This window comes from Paenibacillus sp. Y568, assembly GCF_059445545.1.
The window spans coordinates 326,206-345,269 of the sequence record NZ_JCAIUM010000004.1; the positions used below are offsets into that span (position 1 = coordinate 326,206).

Annotated in this window: 15 protein-coding genes and 1 other annotated feature; all 15 genes read left to right on the forward strand. The window is 41.8% G+C overall.

Going from position 1 to position 19,064, the window contains the following annotated elements:
• Positions 1–14: 14 nt before the first annotated feature.
• The 15 genes from lon to AC1D7X_RS08505 all read left to right on the forward strand — a co-directional run bounded on the left by lon (position 15) and on the right by AC1D7X_RS08505 (position 19,048).
• Positions 15–2,351 (forward strand): endopeptidase La, encoded by a 2,337-nt coding sequence (gene lon, locus AC1D7X_RS08435; RefSeq protein WP_495475003.1) that lies wholly within the window; start codon positions 15–17, stop codon positions 2,349–2,351.
• A 17-nt stretch (positions 2,352–2,368) separates the two neighbouring features.
• Positions 2,369–2,989 carry a ribosome biogenesis GTP-binding protein YihA/YsxC gene (gene yihA / locus AC1D7X_RS08440; protein WP_495455244.1) on the forward strand — a complete coding sequence of 207 codons (621 nt, stop codon included), beginning with the start codon at positions 2,369–2,371 and terminating at the stop codon, positions 2,987–2,989.
• Positions 2,990–3,197: 208 nt separating this feature from the next.
• Entirely contained in the window at positions 3,198–3,785 is a 588-nt protein-coding gene (locus AC1D7X_RS08445) for a non-ribosomal peptide synthetase module (protein ID WP_495455245.1), read from the forward strand.
• A gap of 273 nt (positions 3,786–4,058) precedes the next feature.
• Positions 4,059–4,457, forward strand: coding sequence for an adenosylmethionine decarboxylase (speD, locus tag AC1D7X_RS08450; RefSeq protein WP_495455246.1), 399 nt, complete (start codon positions 4,059–4,061; stop codon positions 4,455–4,457).
• A gap of 112 nt (positions 4,458–4,569) precedes the next feature.
• Entirely contained in the window at positions 4,570–5,094 is a 525-nt protein-coding gene (locus AC1D7X_RS08455; protein ID WP_495455247.1) for a hypothetical protein, read from the forward strand.
• A 217-nt stretch (positions 5,095–5,311) separates the two neighbouring features.
• A complete protein-coding gene (hemA, locus tag AC1D7X_RS08460) occupies positions 5,312–6,706 on the forward strand; it encodes a glutamyl-tRNA reductase (RefSeq protein ID WP_495455248.1) in 1,395 nt (464 codons plus the stop codon).
• Between the two features lie 15 nt (positions 6,707–6,721).
• On the forward strand, positions 6,722–7,549 hold the full coding sequence (gene ccsA / locus AC1D7X_RS08465; RefSeq protein WP_495455249.1) for a cytochrome c biogenesis protein CcsA: 828 nt from the start codon (positions 6,722–6,724) through the stop codon (positions 7,547–7,549).
• Positions 7,550–7,557: 8 nt separating this feature from the next.
• Positions 7,558–8,205, forward strand: a complete 648-nt coding sequence (locus tag AC1D7X_RS08470) for a precorrin-2 dehydrogenase/sirohydrochlorin ferrochelatase family protein (protein ID WP_495475004.1) — start codon at positions 7,558–7,560, stop codon at positions 8,203–8,205.
• 3 nt (positions 8,206–8,208) lie between these two features.
• Positions 8,209–9,165 (forward strand): hydroxymethylbilane synthase, encoded by a 957-nt coding sequence (gene hemC / locus AC1D7X_RS08475; protein WP_495455251.1) that lies wholly within the window; start codon positions 8,209–8,211, stop codon positions 9,163–9,165.
• Positions 9,166–9,178: 13 nt separating this feature from the next.
• Positions 9,179–10,720: a uroporphyrinogen-III C-methyltransferase gene (cobA, locus tag AC1D7X_RS08480; RefSeq protein WP_495455311.1), complete on the forward strand. Its 1,542-nt coding sequence runs from the start codon at positions 9,179–9,181 to the stop codon at positions 10,718–10,720.
• Positions 10,721–11,286: 566 nt separating this feature from the next.
• Entirely contained in the window at positions 11,287–12,288 is a 1,002-nt protein-coding gene (gene hemB / locus AC1D7X_RS08485) for a porphobilinogen synthase (protein ID WP_495455252.1), read from the forward strand.
• 76 nt (positions 12,289–12,364) lie between these two features.
• A complete protein-coding gene (gene hemL, locus AC1D7X_RS08490; RefSeq protein WP_495455253.1) occupies positions 12,365–13,666 on the forward strand; it encodes a glutamate-1-semialdehyde 2,1-aminomutase in 1,302 nt (433 codons plus the stop codon).
• Positions 13,663–14,562: an RluA family pseudouridine synthase gene (locus AC1D7X_RS08495; RefSeq protein ID WP_495455254.1), complete on the forward strand. Its 900-nt coding sequence runs from the start codon at positions 13,663–13,665 to the stop codon at positions 14,560–14,562. The genes hemL and AC1D7X_RS08495 overlap by 4 nt, the downstream gene beginning before the upstream one ends.
• 129 nt (positions 14,563–14,691) lie before the next feature.
• Positions 14,692–15,891 (forward strand): LysM peptidoglycan-binding domain-containing protein, encoded by a 1,200-nt coding sequence (locus tag AC1D7X_RS08500; RefSeq protein WP_495455255.1) that lies wholly within the window; start codon positions 14,692–14,694, stop codon positions 15,889–15,891.
• A gap of 153 nt (positions 15,892–16,044) precedes the next feature.
• Positions 16,045–16,322: a binding site (T-box leader), on the forward strand.
• 59 nt (positions 16,323–16,381) lie between these two features.
• Entirely contained in the window at positions 16,382–19,048 is a 2,667-nt protein-coding gene (locus AC1D7X_RS08505) for a valine--tRNA ligase (protein ID WP_495475005.1), read from the forward strand.
• The last annotated feature ends 16 nt before the right edge of the window (positions 19,049–19,064 follow it).

A 19,064-nucleotide genomic window follows, 5' to 3' on the forward strand; every position in this document is an offset into this window, starting at 1 on the left:
GAGGTGCGAAAGCGATGGGGACTAGTAAACCCAAAGGTCGTCGTTTTCCGTTATTGCCTTTGAGAGGACTTCTTGTATACCCAAGCATGGTGCTTCATCTTGACGTGGGTCGTGAGAAATCGGTCAAGGCTTTGGAGAAAGCAATGATAGATGATAACTTGATTCTCCTTTGTTCTCAATCTGAAGTGAACATTGAAGAACCAACTCAAGATGATATATTTCGGATCGGTACAGTAGCGAAAGTAAGACAAATGCTAAAGCTTCCAAATGGAACTATTCGTGTGTTAATAGAAGGAATGGAACGAGCGGAGGTTCTTCAGTATACAGATAACGAGGAGTATTACGAGGTTATTGCGCGTGAACTTCCAGAGCAGGAAAGTGATGATCCTGAGATAGATGCATTGATGCGGACCGTACTTACTCAGTTCGAACATTATATTAATTTATCGAAGAAGGTAACGCCAGAGACGTTGGCTGCTGTCTCAGATATTGAGGAACCAGGTCGCTTATCAGACGTGATCACGAGTCATTTAACGCTCAAGATTAAAGATAAACAGGAAATATTAGAAACGATTGATGTACATCAACGGCTTGAGAAGTTACTTGATATCCTAAATAACGAGCGTGAAGTGCTTGAATTGGAACGTAAAATTAGCCAACGGGTTAAGAAACAAATGGAGAAGACCCAGAAGGAATATTATTTGCGTGAACAAATGAAGGCGATTCAGAAAGAATTAGGAGAGAAGGAAGGCCGTGCTGGCGAAGTGGATGAACTTCGTGGGCTGATGGAGGAGAAAGATCTTCCGGATAAAGTGAAAGAAAAGGTTGATAAGGAAATTGATCGTCTCGAGAAGATGCCAGCAAGTTCAGCAGAAGGCGGAGTGATCCGTAACTATGTGGATTGGCTGTTGAGTTTGCCTTGGAGTAATAAGACTGAGGATGACCTTGATATTCAGAGAGCAGAAGATATCCTGAACGAGGATCATTATGGTCTTGAGAAACCTAAGGAACGTGTTCTCGAGTACTTGGCTGTTCAGAAACTTGTTAAGAAGATGAAGGGTCCAATCCTCTGCTTAGTTGGCCCACCAGGTGTGGGTAAGACATCTTTAGCACGTTCCATTGCTCGATCGTTAGAACGGCAATTCGTGCGGATATCTCTAGGTGGCGTAAGGGATGAAGCCGAGATTAGAGGACATCGTCGTACTTATGTAGGTGCGATGCCAGGTCGCATTGTACAGGGAATGAAAACGGCAGGATCTATAAATCCGGTATTCCTTCTAGACGAAATTGATAAAATGGCAGCTGATTTTAGAGGAGATCCATCCTCTGCGTTGCTTGAGGTTCTAGATCCCGAGCAGAACAATACATTTAGCGATCATTTTATAGAGGTTCCTTTTGACTTATCTCAAGTCATGTTTATTACTACCGCAAATGCGATACACAATATTCCAAGACCTCTTCTCGATCGTATGGAAGTGCTTCATATTCCGGGATATACGGAGCTTGAGAAGTTACAGATCGCGAAGCGATATTTATTGCCTAAGCAGAAACGTGACCATGGATTAGAACCTGATCAACTGCAGATTGAAGAGGAAGCCTTATTAAAGGTCATTCGTGAATATACGCGAGAATCAGGGGTTCGTAATTTAGAACAGCAAATTGCTTCTTTGTGTCGTAAAACAGCTAAGAAGATCGTATCACAACATCAATCCATAACAACCATAACACCCGATGATCTTAAGGATGAGCTAGGTATTGCGAAATTCCGTCATGGTGTGGCTGATCTTGAGGATCAGATTGGAACCGTGACAGGTCTCGCTTGGACTGAAGTGGGTGGAGAGACGCTAATGATTGAGGTGACAGTTGTCCCAGGTTCGGGTAAACTAACGTTAACAGGCCAGCTAGGTGATGTGATGAAAGAGTCAGCACAAGCAGCTTTTAGTTATACTCGTTCTAAATCAGAAGAGCTAGGTATCTCAGTTGATTTTCATGAGAAAAATGATATTCACATTCATATTCCTGAAGGAGCTATACCTAAGGATGGACCTTCAGCAGGAATTACGATTGCAACGGCCTTAATATCTGCTTTGACAAAGAAATACGTATCCAAGGATGTGGCTATGACAGGTGAAATTACCTTGCGAGGACGCGTGTTACCCATAGGTGGATTGAAAGAGAAATCACTTGCCGCCCATCGTGCAGGCTACAAAAAAATTCTGCTCCCTAAAGATAATGAACGGGATTTAAGTGAGATTCCTGACAGCATAAAGAATGAAGTAGAATTTATACCTGTGTCGCATATGGACCAGGTACTACAACATGCGCTTGTGGAACATACGGGAGTGCACTAGAGAGGAATTATATAATTATGAAAGTTACTAAATCCGAGTTTGTGATTAGTGCTGTTGGCCCTGATCAATACCCGGAGGACGCCTTGCCAGAGATTGCTCTGGCAGGGCGTTCCAATGTGGGTAAGTCGTCACTCATTAACAAAATGATCAATCGTAAGAACTTGGCTCGTACAAGCTCCACGCCAGGTAAAACACAGCAATTAAATTATTATCGTATTAATGATCTATTATATCTTGTGGATTTCCCAGGCTATGGTTTCGCTAAAGTCTCCAAAACACAGCGGCAGGCATGGGGTACAATGATTGAAAGGTATCTATTAGAAAGAGATACTTTAAAATTGCTGTTACTGATTGTGGATCTACGGCATCCGCCGTCCAAAGATGATGTGATTATGTATGATTGGATCTCCCATTATGATATGCCCGTCTGTGTAGTTGCAACGAAGGCAGATAAAATTCCGCGTAGTCGTTGGGCGAAACAGATTAAACAAATGAAAGAATGCTTAAGTTTGAGAATTGACCATCCGATGGTTTTGTTTTCATCTGAGACTGGATTGGGTAAAGATGAGTTATGGAGTATCATTGAAGCTCACACTATGCCTACATCAGAGAATGAAGACGATCTTCCTGAAGCGTAGGGATCTTATATTTCAATGAATGACGTAGGTATTCAGCGTTTTTCAGCTATGAAAGTGAGCATCCTATATGAAATTCATAATACAATCGGGATTAATCGGATTTTTTATGAAATTTAGTGGAAAATCAATGATTTGTTGACAAGAAATTTATTATAATTGTGCTGTATAATAATACTAAGTATTGAAACAAAGAATTGAGGAGATTTTTATGGCTCAGCGGTTAGCCACAGAATATGTAAAAGCCAAATTACAATTAACAGAACTTCAAATGAATCAGTTTCTGCAATCGATGGAACACTGCTATGTACATCCTAAAGTGTTAGTGTTAGGCAGTGGAGAGCAAGAGATCGTGCTCGAGGACGTGAGTGGGGAGGAAGTTCATTTACCTATTGTATGCAAGGATGGTGTATACCTCTGTGAGTTGTCATGCCGCTTGGTGAACCCTCGACTGACAAATGCGGTTCGTACGTTATTCATGACTTGTAAAGGTGATGGTAAGGTGAATCGTATTTATCAAGGATTCACAATGATGTATTATTATACGCATGGATCGGTTCAACGAATTGAGGAAATGACCTCTGAAGGTAGTCGCTTAGTGTTTGAACACAAACATGACTTGGCAGATCTAGAACAATTATTTCAATCTAAAGAAGTTGAACAAGAAATTTCTGCAACTTACAAGGATATTAACTTTTGGCTAGATCAACGGAACAAAGCTAATAGCACTAATGATATTCAAATCATTGATGAGAAGCTTCGATTAGGTAGTGCGAAATGGTTTGCAATGGAAGCTTGATATATCTAGTTAACAAAGGGATCTTTTTTCGACTATCGAAAAGAGTTCCCTTTTTTATTTATGAGCATATTATAAATTTGAAATTCTTAAAAAAAGTATTGCAATTCATTCCAATAGATGTTATTTTTAATCTCGTTGAAAAGAATATTAGGAACCAGGATTCACTCAGGACATTATGTTACGAGAGATTTATCCCTCGAGAAGTGAATGACGTAGGTCCTAGCGGATGAAATTTTTCAAACATTTTATTCCTAGGAAGGGGGAAACCGAAAGATGGAATATTCGACTTTCGGAAGACACGTTGCTGTAGATACTTGGGGTGTCGATTTTGGAATGCTTAACAGTGCCGAATTTTTGCAGAATCACATGGTGGAGGCTGCGGAGGCGTGTGGAGCAACGGTTATGTCCGTGCAATCTAAGCAGTTTGAACCACAAGGTGCTACTGTGCTAGTATTGTTGTCAGAAAGTCATCTCTCGATTCATACTTACCCTGAGAGAGGTTTTGCAGCCATTGATTGTTATACCTGTGGAGAAACAGTTGATCCACAATTGGCTATTGATTACCTGGTATCCGTATTGAAACCGGAAAAAACGTTTGCTAAAAAGCTTGTGCGTGGTTTAGGAGAAATGACTGTAGAAACACCAGAAATGCAACCAGTCGAGCTCGTATAATAACGTCATTATCATATCGTTTAGAACATAACCATGGACGTCCATGGTTATTTGTTTTTTTAAAGCCCCATACACTATTACATAGGTATTCATGTATAAGGGGGCGTTGTGAATGAAACGAAAAAAGAATAGGGACATTTTATTCCTATGTGTCATATTGTTGTTAATAGGGAGTTTAGTGTATCAAGGGTATCGGATATTCAACCCACAACATGAGGAACAAGAAGATGCGGGTCAAATGCTCTTTGAAGTTGTACATTTTCAGATGGAAATATTGAACTCATCCTTAATGGATGTAATTCATATGGATACTACCGAACAGTTGAATGGACTTAAGCTAGCAGCGTATTCAGCACACTTTGGTCACGAACGAATGGTAAAAACATTTGGGGAGAATAACTTGAATCGGTTACCTGCTATTGAAGAATTGGTGAATAAGATTACCAGTTGGCAGATTGGTGGAGAACGACCGCTTCAACAGAATGAACGAGATCAATTAGTAGAATATAGCACATCATTTGCGGAACTTTTACCGATCTATAGTCTTCTTGTAGATGGAAGCCATCATATTATGAAGAACCAAGCGAATCAATTAGATCAACTCGGTCAAAAATTGGATAAGCTAATTTCAGATTAGGATTCGGGTACAGGATGAGAAGTATAGATAATGAAGATACTACTAACACTAATGGAAGAAATATGGGTTCATAAACATGTCATAAAATCGACATGGTGTGTCGAACAAGTGTGATATAATTAACATATTGATTCTGAAATTAATTGTTTGAATGTTCGATATACACCACTTTAAACGGTTCAATTATTTCATTTTAACTGAGGCAGGTGACATCGTAATGCACATCGTCGTTGTAGGGTTGAATTATCGCACGGCGCCTGTGGAAGTGAGAGAGAAATTTACATTCGCAGATAAAGATCTACCGGAAGCCCTGCGCCAATTGAAGCTTACTAAGAGTGTCTTAGAGGGTGTCATTGTTGCGACTTGTAATCGTACAGAAATTTATGTGGTCGTTGATCGACTACACATGTGCGGCTATTTTATAAGAAGTTTTATGGAACAATGGTTCGGTATTTCGCGTGAAGAATTCACAAATCATCTCTATATATATGAAGATGAACAGGCTATCTCTCATTTATTCCGTGTGACATGTAGTTTAGACTCGATGGTTCTGGGTGAAACGCAAATCTTAGGTCAAGTTCGGAACGCTTTTCTACAGTCGCAACAGAATAATGCAACAGGTGTTTGGTTTAATATGTTGTTTAAACAAGCCGTAACGCTAGGCAAAAGGGTTCATTCCGAGACCAATATTGGGGAAAGTGCTGTCTCCATAAGTTATGCTGCGGTTGAACTTGGAAAGCGTATTTTTGGGTTGTTTACAGACAAAAAGGTACTCATTCTTGGTGCAGGTAAGATGAGCGAATTAACGGTGAAACATTTGTATGCTAACGGTGCAGATGAAGTCATTGTAGCTAACCGTACGCTAGCGAGAGCACAGGAACTAGCTCTTAAGTTTAATGGTACGCCATGCACCCTTGAGACAGCTATCAGTCGTTTGGATGAAGTGGATATTCTTATTAGTTCTACGGGAGCTAAAGATTATGTATTAACTTCTTCGCAGGTCAAGGAGAGCATGAAGAATCGACAATCTCGCCCGCTATTTATGATTGATATTGCTGTGCCAAGAGACATAGATCCTGCTATAGGCGATATTCATAATGTGTTTTTATATGATATCGATGACTTGGAAGGGATCGTGGAGAGCAATCTTGAGATGCGCCGTGCTGAAGCGGTTAAGATTGAAATTATGATTAAGGAAGAGATCGCTGTATTTCATCAGTGGTTGAAGACACTTGGCGTTAGACCTGCTATTCGTGCTTTGCAAGAGAAGTCTAATACGATTCATGAAGAGACTATGGAAAGCTTGTTCAATAAGCTTCCAGAACTGGATGATCATCAACGGAAGGTCATTCGTCGGTTAACCAAAAGTATCGTGAATCAAATGATGCATGATCCGATTAATCGAATTAAGGAAATGACGGGTGAGAAGCAAGGAAATGAGGCTCTGGATTTCTTTACGCAGATATTTGCCTTAGAAGATCAAATGCACGAACAGGATAACGACAAAGATCGGGTCTCTGGTTCTAAACCTCAAGTTGTAAGTACATCAAGTAAATCTTCGGACATCCTATCCTCACTCTCTAAGGCATCTTTGATGCCTGCCGGCCTATAAAGGTGGGTGAATTATATGTGGTTAGTAAGTAAAATTTATGATACAGGCATTTATATTTATGCCCTGAGCCTTCTGTTTTTTTTCTGGGATTGCATTCGTCGCAATTCGAGTGCGAAGCGGATGGGCACAGGGCTTCTTATTATTGTGTTAGTGTTATTATGCACAGTACTTGGAGTGCGTACTTGGCAGGAAGTTATCGTGCCCATAGTCACGCTTTACGATTTCTTGTTCATGTTTTCATTTATTCTAGTGGTTGCATCATTACTAATGAGTTTCTTTCGGAAATCCGAATTCACGATTTTATTGTTCAGTGTGATTGGTTTCTGCGCTCTTGTGTTTAATCACTTGTGGTTTGACTCGGGTAATAACCCGTTGAGTAATTGGCAAGGTGTGCATGGATTGTTATTGTTTCATATCGTGTTAGCTAATTTAAGCGTTGTGTCATTTACGGTGTCTGCTGTATTTGCAGCGATGTATCTATTTCTTCACAAAAAGTTGAAAAACAAGAAATGGAATGACACGATGAGACGTCTGCCTAGTCTTGAAATGATGGATAAGTTGTCTTACTATGGTATGTTGATAGGGACTCCGCTTTTAGCAATATCATTAATTGTAGCGGTACTCTCCATTATTGCTGAAGGGAGATTGGAGTTGCTGTTAGATTCCAAAGTCCTGACAACATTCATTGGCCTAGGCGTCTTCATATATTATTTTGTCAAAAGAAGATCAAAACAAAATTCAGGTGTTACGATGTCTAAATGGGCATTAATTGGTTATGCGGTTATTGTCTTAAATCTCTTGCTGAATTCGTGGTCGAATTTTCATTGGTGGACGGGAGTGTAATCGATAATATGGCAAGTTATATTCCTATACTGTTAGATTGTGAAGAGCGTCCCTGCTTGGTTGTGGGTGGAGGGATGATTGCAGAAAGAAAGACTAGATCACTCCTTGAAGCAAAAGCTATGATTACGATCATTAGCCCACAACTTACACAGGGGTTATTCATGTTATATGAAACTAACCGTATACAGTGGATACCACGTGCATTTGATGAGGGAGATACTGTAGGATATTGGCTCGTCCATGCTACAACGGGTCATGAGGCGATGAATCTGCAAATAGCAGAAGAAGCGAAGTTGAACGGAATTCCCGTCAATGTTGCGAGTCATGGAGAAATGGGTACGTTTATTAACCCGGCAGTCATGAGGCGTGGGCGACTTACTATTGCTGTGTCCACTGATGGTGCTGGTCCTTCGGTAGCAAAAAGTTTGTGCAAGAACTTGGATGAGGCATATGGCGATGAATATGAGTGTTATCTGGATTTCCTTCATCTGATGCGTTTAGAAATAAAGAAACGGGTAGAATCACCTGAGCAACGCCATAAGTTATTTAGATCATTAGCCCAACAACCCATTCTCGAGGACATCAGACGAGGTGCCTTCAGGGAGTGGAGTGATACTGAAATAGAACAATGGATTGTAAATCATAAGGAGGCATAAGGAATGCGGACAATTATTGTAGGTAGTAGACAAAGTGCACTAGCCTTAACACAAACAGGTCAAGTGATTGATGCGTTACAGAAACTTAGCGATGAGCATGGGATGGATTTTCGATTTGAAGTAAAGAAGATTATTACAAAAGGTGATCGCATTCTGGATGTGACTCTTTCAAAAGTAGGCGGTAAAGGTCTGTTTGTTAAAGAGATTGAACAGGCAATGTTGGATAAAGAAATCGACATGGCTGTACATAGTATGAAAGATATGCCGTCTGAGTTGCCTGAAGGGCTGATCAACGGCGCAGTTCCACTTCGGGTAGATGCACGTGATTGTCTTATCTCTACAGAAGGATTGAATCTAGACCAATTGCCTCAAGGGGCTAAAGTGGGTACAAGTAGTTTAAGACGTTCTAGTCAACTTAAGGCTTATCGTCCTGATCTCCAATTAGAATCCATCCGAGGTAATATCGACTCTCGTCTTCGTAAGCTTGAGAATGGGGAGTTTCAGGCTATTCTACTTGCAGCTGCGGGTCTATATCGCATGGGTTGGGAAGATCGTGTCACATCGTATCTTGCGGTAGACGTGTGTCTTCCTGCTGTAGGTCAAGGTGCATTAGGGATTGAATGTCGTGAAGATGATGAATCGCTGCGTAAGCTTCTGGCTCTTTATAATGATGAAGCTACTTCGTTAACGGTAGAGGCTGAACGGAAGTTTCTAAGCGTTCTGAATGGTGGATGTCAGGTGCCAATTGGTGCACATGCGGTGTGGGTGACTGATCCAGCAGATGTTTCCCAAACGGGTGCCAAAGTTATACAATTAACAGGTATGGTCGGGTCACCTGATGGGGATATCATTTTGAAAGAGACCTTAACAGGATCACAACCAGAGAAGCTTGGACTGGAAGTTGCAGAGAAGTTAATTGCTCAAGGGGCGGAGAATATATTGGCACAAGTAAGGGGATAACGAAATGTCATTCATTCATGGGAAAGTATATTTAGTGGGAGCCGGACCGGGAGATGCGGGTCTTATTACAGTCAAAGGGTTGAAATGTATCACGAAGGCAGATGTCGTTGTGTATGACCGTTTGGCAAATCCACGGTTGTTACAATCGATGAAGCCAGGTGCAGAGAAGGTGTACGTTGGTAAGCTTCCAGACCGTCATACGATGAAGCAAGAGGAGATTAATCAGTTGTTGGTCGATCTTGCACTTGAGGGTAAGACGGTGACTCGGCTGAAAGGGGGAGACCCTACTATTTTTGGACGTGTTGGAGAGGAAGCAGAACTGCTTAGAAGAAATGGAATCAGTTATGAGATCATTCCGGGTATCACTTCCGCTATAAGTGTTCCAGCCTATGCGGGTATTCCTGTGACTCACCGTGATATGGCTTCTTCACTCTCAATTATTACAGGACATGAGAGCCCTGACAAACTTGATAAAATGATTCAATGGGATAAGCTAGCGAATGCAACGGGTACGCTCATCTTTATGATGGGTGTCGCCAAAATAGGATATATTAGTAAACAATTAATATTGAATGGACGTCTTGAGAGTACTCCTGTTGCACTCGTACGTTGGGGAACTCGTGCTGAGCAGGAGACGCTAACCGGGACTCTTCTAGATATAGAAGAAAAGGTGAAAGCTGCTAATTTTCAAGCACCTGCTGTTATCGTGGTGGGTGATGTAGTATTGCAACGTGAAAAGTTGATGTGGGCAGAATATATGCCGCTTTTCGGTAAACGAATTCTCGTAACCCGTGCTCGTTCGCAAAGCAGCGAGCTGGCGAATAGAATCGAAGAGCTAGGTGGAGAACCTTACGAGTTCCCAGTTATTGAGATCGTGAAGCCGTCAGATCCGATTGAACTATCAAACTTAGAAACGACGTTTGCAGCAATAGGTGAGTATGATTGGATCTTCTTCACTAGTGTAAATGGCGTGGAGTTCTTCTTTCAGCATTTACAAGAGCAAGGGAAGGATATCCGTTCATTACATCAGGCTAAGATTGTAGCTGTGGGACCATCTACTGCTAAGGCTTTAAAATCGCGTTCTATAATCCCCGAACAGCTCCCAGAACGATTCCAAGCTGAAGGCATGGTAGAGGTGCTAGGGGATCGATTGAAGGCAGGACAGAAGGTTCTGCTACCACGTGGAGATAAAGGTAGAATGTGGCTTCCTGAGAAGCTTACAGAGATGGGACTAGAAGTAACCGATACGGTTACTTATCATAACGTTATGACCGGGGAAGATGATGTTGAACTGTTAAGAATGTTTGACGAGGGCGGTATTCATGCTATTACTTTTACAAGCTCCTCTACAGTCAGCAATCTTATAGCCATTCTGAAACGAATGGGAATTGAAGACCCTATTAAGCGACTAGAAGGGGTTGAAATCCTCTGTATTGGGGAAATTACTGCTAAGACAGCGATCGAAGCAGGTCTATCCGTAGTTCGCATTGCGGAAGAAGCGACCATCGATAGCTTAATTCAATCCTTATGCTCTTGGAATGCGTCGGAAGTTTAAACTTAGAGGATCAAGGTGTAGAATGATCTTTTGGAGTTTGACAGAATGAATATTCTGAAAAACTTAGATACTGCCCATGAAATAGTTTTCTTGAAATATACCAAGATCTGTCCCTTGGTAGAAATAATGTAATGATGGAAGTAGCGAAGGGAGCGGAATTGTCCTGTAGAAGCGAAGCGGTCGCCTAAAAGCTTTCCTTAGGAAAGCTACATCGGAAGCATAATCTTGCCATCGGATTTCTACCGCTAAAGGCGGTATATAATAAAGAAATCTGAGGGCAACAGCGATCGTAAGGACAATCTGTTACCGTAGCGGTCATGCTCACCTCAAGTCCAGGGTAATTATGAAGTATATGCTTGAAAAAGGATTATGCTTTCGAAGCGAGTTTTTTCGAAGTGTATCACGGAAGATTATGCAAAAAAACTAAGCATATGCTTTCGTAGTATTTTTCTCGAAGATTATGCTAGAAGTATATGCTCGAAAAATTTAAGCATATGCTTCCGTAGAATTTTTCTCGAAGTTACGCAAGCAGTATATGCTCGAAAAATTTCAGGAGGTTTTCAACTATGAGTTTTCCATTAGTACGGCATCGTCGTTTACGTCAATCTGTAGGTATTCGTAATATGGTACGGGAGACGGTTCTGAATGTACAAGACTTGGTACAACCGATTTTCGTAACCTATGGTACGAATGTAAAGAAAGAAATTACATCTATGCCAGGTGTATATCATTTCTCACTGGATACGTTGAAGAATGAAGTAGATCATATTGCATCATTAGGAATCCCGGCAGTACTATTGTTCGGTATACCAGAAACAAAGGATAGTGTGGGTTCTTCTGGATTTGCAGAAGATGGTATTGTGCAAGAAGCCACTCGCCTGATCAAAAGCTGGTATCCAGAATTGTTAGTCATTGCAGATACATGTCTGTGTGAATTTACGGATCACGGACATTGTGGGATGGTACATACGTTTGAACACGATGGCCATGTTCACGGAGATGTACTAAACGATGAGTCACTTGTTCTGTTAGTGAAGACTGCCGTATCCCAAGCGAAAGCGGGAGCAGATATCATCGCACCATCTAATATGATGGACGGATTTGTCCAAGCGATTCGTGAAGGTCTGGATGAAGCGGGATATCAGCACATTCCGATTATGTCCTATTCCGTGAAATACGCATCAGCATTCTATGGTCCGTTCCGCGAAGCGGCTGATTCGGCACCTCAGTTCGGTGACCGTAAAACTTATCAAATGGACCCTGCTAATGCAAGAGAAGCCCTTAGAGAAGCAGAATCAGATGTGCTTGAAGGTGCGGATATGTTGATGGTGAAACCCGCGTTAGCTTATATGGATATCATGAGGATGATTAAGGATCAATTCGACCTTCCGTTGGTAGCCTATAATGTAAGTGGAGAATATTCTATGGTCAAAGCTGCTGCACAGCAGGGTTGGATTAATGAGAAGGCCATTGTACAAGAAATGCTTACAGGAATGAAGCGCGCTGGTGCGGATATTATCATCACTTATTTTGCTAAGGATATGGCGGGTTGGTTAACTGAGAAATAAATAGATTACGACTTCAACGAATGAGTTAGATACGATAGATGATTTTATCACCATTGAAATGATAGGAGTTGCGAGAATGAGTAATATGTCTGGTAATCGTAAAGAAGAGGCGTCAAGAGCAGCCTTTGAAGAAGCTAAACAGTATATTCCAGGTGGAGTTAACAGTCCTGTTCGTGCATTTAAGAGCGTAGGATTAACGCCAATTTATGTTGATCGTGGAGAAGGTTCGCGCATTTATGATATTGATGGAAATAGCTTTATTGATTACGTTTGTTCTTGGGGACCCTTGATTATGGGACATGCCCATCCAGAAGTGATCTCAGCTATCCGAGAAGTTGCCTTAAAAGGGACGAGCTTCGGAGCTCCAACGTTGATTGAGACAGAGATGGCTAAGTTAGTGTGTGAACGCGTTCCTTCAATCGATATTGTTCGGATGGTTAACTCTGGAACGGAAGCAACGATGAGTGCAATTCGTCTTGCGCGCGGAATTACAGGTAGAAGTAAGATTCTAAAGTTCGAAGGTTCTTATCATGGACATGCAGATAGCCTACTGATCAAAGCAGGATCTGGTGTAGCTACGTTAGGTTTACCGGATAGCCCTGGTGTACCAGAAGGGGTAGCATCGAATACGATCACGGTTCCTTATAATGATCTTGAATCTGCAAAAGTTGCATTCGAACATTACGGTGAGGATCTTGCATGTATCATCGTTGAACCCATTGCAGGTAATATGGGTGTTGTACCCCCTCTACCTGGATTTCTTCAAGGATTACGTGATCTAACCACGAAATATGGTAGTTTGCTTATTTTTGACGAAGTAATGACAGGATTTCGGGTAGACCGGGAATGTGCTCAAGGATTATTTGGTATAACACCAGATCTAACTTGTCTTGGAAAAGTCATTGGTGGAGGTCTACCTGTAGGTGCTTATGGTGGAAAACGTGAATTTATGGAACAGGTCTCTCCAGCGGGTCCCATCTATCAAGCGGGTACCCTTAGCGGTAATCCATTAGCTATGATGGCAGGATATACAACACTTAAGCTACTTACGCCAGAAGTGTATCAGCAGTTAGAAGAACGTGCCGCTCAATTACAGGCAGGATTTGAACGGAATGCCAAAGAACTTGGTGTACCTGTTACCATCAACCGCGTTGGATCGATGGTATGTCCATTCTTCTCGGATGGACCTGTGACCAACTTTGATACAGCGAAGAACAGTAATATAGATTCATTCCGTCGATATTTTGCGGCTATGGTTCACAACGGTGTGAGCGTAGCGCCATCACAGTTCGAAGGAATGTTCGTTTCTGCTGCCCATAGTGTCGAAGATATCGATTTAAGTATTGAAGCCAATTATAATGCGCTTAAGACTCTATGAGTAGACAAGAGAACTGGATTCGACGAGGGGAATGGTTAGAACTCAATCCGGGTAAAGCAATTCAAGGTGCAGAAGATCGTGATGCAGAGACGCTGAACTGGTTGAGCAACACGATGGGGATGCCGGAGAAGTTGTTACGACGACTAACACATGAGAAGAAGGTTCAGTGGAATGGAGCTAGGCTACGGCTGGCTCTATTTCCTTCTCAGTCTTTTGGCATAAATCCAGTCTGGCAGGAACTTGAAGTTCTTTATGAAGATGACTTCTGTTTAGTTGTGCACAAACCGGCAGGAATGACTGTGCATCCCGATGGGCGTAAGGGTGAGGTTACACTCGATCATATTGTTGCAGCTCATTATGAGGGTATGGGTGAAGAGGTCGCGGTTAGACATATTCACAGACTTGATCAGAACACATCAGGTCCGGTTCTATATGCAAAGAACGAATGGGCTCAACTAAAGTTAGATGAGGACATGCGTTCCAAACAAATTGAACGAAAGTACATTGCTTTTGTTGAAGGGCATGTTAGCCCGGATATTTCCGTGATTGATCTACCAATCGGAAAAGATCGACATCACGCTCAGCGTCGACGTGTTTCTCCTACAGGGCAATCAGCGATCACTCGTCTACAAGTGAAAGAACATTATCAGAATGCGAGCCTTGTTCACCTCGAACTGGACACAGGACGTACGCACCAAATACGTGTTCATTTAAGTCATCTGGGTCATCCCTTGTTAGGTGATTCGTTGTATGGAGGAAATAGTAGCGTTATGAACAGACAGGCACTACATGGAGAAAAGTTGTGTTTCACGCATCCGTTTACTAGAGAATACATAGAAATTGAAGATCCGTGGCCGGCAGATTTGAGTGAATTACAGCATGTTCTAAGAACGTAAGTCAAAGGATAATGGTAAAAGAGTCATGCTCTTCTTTTTAAAGCATATAGATAAAATGAGTTAAGAAAAAATGGGCTCATGCCGTGAGACGACTCATGGTTATAATATGCCGAAAGGAGGACGTTACCTGTGTTTGACCAGTCCTACGGTTTGCGCTTTGATATTTATGAACGTATTCAATTGTCAGAAGAAGTGGCTGGAATTGCGGAACTTGAAGAAGTTGAGATGTTACCGCATATTCAGGTAATAAGTCAGGAAGATCAAGCTACACTCCGAGGTCATTTGATCCTAACCGGATTGTACAGAGGGGAAGGCGAGGAGAGCGGAACTGAGCGACTTGAACATTATATTCCAGTTGAAATCACCGTTCCTCTTAACCGGGTAACTTCTTTGGATGAGATTGCTGTAGAAATCGAGAATTTCGACGTGGATCTTTTATCTAAGAGAAGTCTTAACGTTACTGGGGTATTGTCTTTACGAGGAATTGAAACGCTTCCTAGTGATACGCCATCCTGGAATGTGGAAGATTTCACGGTCGTTCATACACCCGAATGGCAAACAGATCAAAGTGAAGCTTCTCGGCCAACTAGTGAGGATGTCACTTATGTAAATGTAGATTCCTCAGAAGAGCATTTGTTAGAGAGAAATGTACCTGAGGTGTTATTCGCTCAAGATGAACGTGTTCATGAAGTCATTGAAGCTCAAGAATCAGTGCAACATACGGAGGATGAACTTGCTCGTCATAAGGATCACTCTAATGTATGGAATATTGGCTTCAAGGATGAGAATGAAAATTCTACAGTGAACGAAGTATCCGCAGAGACCTTCCTCGAAGAGGTAAATGAGCCTTCTCCAGTATATTCATTGGAAAATGAATTGTTTGAGGAGGACTTAAATCCGGCTGCAGCATCACCTGAATTCACACAAAGTGAAGAGAATGAGGAGAAAGCAGAGTTAAGAATAGGTTTTGGTAGTAAAAAGGAGCCGTCTGCTAATTCACAAGATAACGTGGGCTTATCGTCAATATTGACCTCCAGTCGATCGCGAACGCTCAGAGATCAAGAACAACAAGCGCAAGAGGAACAACTTATTGCTCGGGAAGAAGAACAGAATCAATCGACTAGCGAAGATGTTCAATGGAAGAGCCTATTCCTTGGAGGTGCATCTGAGAAGACGCCATTTAGTAAAGTTCGTCTATGCATCGTACAAAGAGAAGAGACGCTAGATCTCATTGCAGATCGCTACCAATTGAGTCCTAGAGAACTACTGTTATATAACCGTCTATCAGAGCAGACGATAGAAGAAGGTCAGATCCTGTATATTCCATAACATGTGAAATGGCTCTTTTTTAAGTCCAACCCCGTACATTTTTCTTGTGTACGGGGTTTCTTGTTATTCTATTCCGTATATTTCCTTAGAAACGGGTGAATGGGAAGTTGACTATGAGCGTTTTGAACGTTATTATTACAGTAGAATATTTAACAATAAACTGTGAACGGGAAGAGTAGTTGGGTTGCCCTTCAGAGAGCGGAATTGTAACGCTGGAAGATTCCGCAGGATGCAGCCAAACGAAGGTCGCCCTGGAGTTGCCTATTTGAATACTTGAGGTTATCCTCAATAGCATAGAATATGGCCGGTTGCAGCCGTTATCTGTATGAGTGTCATGATTTGTATTGTTATAAGCCTGAACATAATGGCTTATTATTTTACTTACCATGAAACAAAGGTGGTACCGCGAAAGATAACCTTTCGTCCTTTGAGGGCGAGAGGTTTTTTTGTGTTCTTAGATATTCTGAAGATGTAATGGAGGGTGTTAATTATGACGGATAATGAGACTAAGATCACTACTGAAATGCCAACAACGTATGATCCGAAATCTGCTGAGCAGAGATGGTACAAGTATTGGATCGACGGTGGCTTTTTCAAAGCAGGCCAACGACCAGAAGCAGAACCCTATACAATTGTAATTCCGCCACCCAATGTGACAGGAATGCTTCATATAGGTCATGCTATGGATTTCACGATGCAAGATATACTCATTCGAACCAAACGGATGCAAGGTTATGACGCTTTATGGCTTCCTGGAACGGATCATGCGGGTATAGCTACACAGACCAAAGTTGAACAGAAACTGCGTTCCCAGGGATTATCCCGTTACGATCTTGGAAGAGAAAAGTTTCTTGATCAGGTGTGGGAGTGGAAAGATCAGTATGCGAATACAATCCATGAACAATGGGCTAAGATGGGCTTATCTCTGGATTACTCAAGGGAACGGTTCACATTGGATGAAGGGCTATCTAAAGCTGTTCGTGAAGTCTTTGTAAGTTTGTATAAGAAGGGTCTTATTTACCGTGGTAAATATATTATTAACTGGGACCCCGTTGCACGTACAGCTCTTTCTGATATTGAAGTAGAGTATAAAGAGGTACAAGGACATCTCTATCATCTGAAATATCCTTTGAAAGACGGAAGTGGTCATATTACTGTTGCGACTACTCGTCCTGAGACAATGTTAGGAGATACAGCTATTGCTGTTCATCCTAAAGATGATCGTTATAAAGATATGATTGGCAAAATGGTTGTACTACCCATCGTGGGTCGTGAAATACCGATTATCGCCGATGATTATGTTGAACAGGAATTCGGAAGTGGTGCTGTGAAGATCACTCCTGCCCATGATCCTAATGACTTTGAAGTAGGACAGCGTCATCAGTTGGAACAGATTAGTGTTATGGACGATACGGGCACTATGAATGATCTAGCAGGCCCATATGAAGGTCTAGATCGCAGTGACTGCCGTAAGCAGATTGTTAAGGATTTGCAAGAGCAAGGTGTTCTTATTCAGATCGAAGATCATGTTCATCAAGTTGGACATAGTGAACGTACGGGAGCTGTAGTTGAGCCGTACCTTTCTACGCAATGGTTTGTTAAGATGAAGCCATTGGCTGAAAAAGCCATTGAGGTACAGAAATCAGGTAAGGGTGTTAACTTTGTACCGGACCGTTTCGAGAAAATCTATCTGAATTGGATCGAGAATGTACGTGACTGGTGTATTTCAAGACAACTCTGGTGGGGTCATCGTATTCCGGCATGGTATTGTGAGTCTTGTGGTGAGCTTCATGTTGCACATGATGATGTTACTTCATGTACGAAATGTGGAAGTACCGAACTTAGACAGGATGAAGATGTACTTGATACTTGGTTCAGCTCAGCGTTGTGGCCTTTCTCAACATTAGGTTGGCCTGATGATACAGAAGATTTGAAACGTTACTATTCAACGAATGTACTCGTTACGGGATATGACATCATTTACTTCTGGGTAGCTCGCATGATCTTCACTGCGCTTGAATTTACGGATCAGATTCCATTCCAAGATGTATTAATGCACGGTCTTGTTAGAGATTCCGATGGACTGAAGATGTCGAAGTCGCTGGGTAACGGGGTAGATCCTCTAGAAGTTATCGAGAAATATGGCGCGGATGCTATGCGTTATATGATTTCTACAGGTAGTACACCTGGTCAAGATCTTCGTTTCCGTTGGGAACGCGTTGAACAAGCACGTAATTTTGCTAATAAAATATGGAATGCTTCTCGATTTGCACTTATGAATCTAGAAGGGTTCACATTTGAAGATATTGATATCAGCGGAGAACTACAAACGTCTGATCGGTGGATTCTCCATCGCCTAAACGAAACTTCACGTGACATTACGCGTCTAATAGATGCTTACGAGTTTGGTGAGACAGGACGACTGTTATACAACTTTATATGGGATGACCTATGTGATTGGTATATTGAGTTTGCCAAATTGTCCTTATATGGTGAAGATGAAGTTGCTAAGAAGAGTACGAAATCGGTTCTTGCCTATGTTCTTGACCGTACGCTTCGTTTGATTCATCCGTTCATGCCGTTCATTTCGGAAGAAATATGGCAACACCTTCCACACGAAGGGGATACGATTACGTTGGCTGCATGGCCGGAGTATAACGCATCTTTTGAAAATGTTGATGCCGTTAACGAAATGAATATGTTGATGGATATCATCCGCACGGTTCGTAATATCCGCGCTGAGGTTAATGTACCGATGAGTAAAAAGGTAGAATTAATTGTTAAAGCTGGAGATGCTGATGTGTTTGGTATTGTAAGTCGTAATGAGATTTTCGTGAAACGTTTCTGTAATACATCTAGCTTCCAAGTAGGTGTGGATATTCCAGCCCCAGATAAATCGATGATCGCTGTTGTAACAGGTGCTGAGTTGTACTTACCTTTAGCTGGATTAATTGATATTGAACAAGAGATTGCTCGTCTGGAAAAGGAAGTACAAACGTTAAATGCTGAAGTAGAGCGGGTTGAGAAGAAACTTAGTAATCAAGGTTTTGTTGCTAAGGCACCTGCGAAAGTGATTGATGAAGAACGTGCGAAGCAGGCAGACTATTCGGATAAACGTAGTAAAGTATTAGCTAGAATTGAAGAACTTAAAGGCTAAGCGTAACAACGTAACA